1 pseudogene is annotated in these 377 nt (G+C 55.7%); it reads left to right on the forward strand.

What is annotated here, in order from left to right:
* Window positions 1–377 (forward strand): annotated as a pseudogene (locus KO503_RS00435) (LLM class flavin-dependent oxidoreductase); the annotation flags it as partial.

The following is a 377-nucleotide window of genomic DNA, read 5'->3' on the forward strand; positions in this document are numbered from 1 at the left end:
CATTGGGATAATTACGCACAAGGTAAACAAGATGTGGGCCAGACAGCAGACTTCAACGACTGGCGCGTCGCACGCACGATCTTTGTCGCCGACGACGAAAAGGTTGCCCAAGACTACGGCAAGCACAACGCCAATAGCCCGTACCGGCTCTATTACGACCAGATGCTGGCGAAACTGACCCGCTCGAACCGTCAAGGCGTCTTCAAGACCCACCGCGAACAGCCGGACAGCGAAATCACGCTGGACCACGTGGTCGACAATCTGGTTATCTGTGGCACGGTGAACAATGTTGTCGACCAAATCCTCGCGATGCACGAAGAAACCGGTGACTTCGGCGAACTGGTCTATGCTGGCTTGGACTGGACCGATAAGGCGCT

The sequence above is a fragment of the Pacificibacter marinus genome, assembly GCF_018860505.1.
GTDB lineage: Bacteria > Pseudomonadota > Alphaproteobacteria > Rhodobacterales > Rhodobacteraceae > Celeribacter > Celeribacter marinus_B.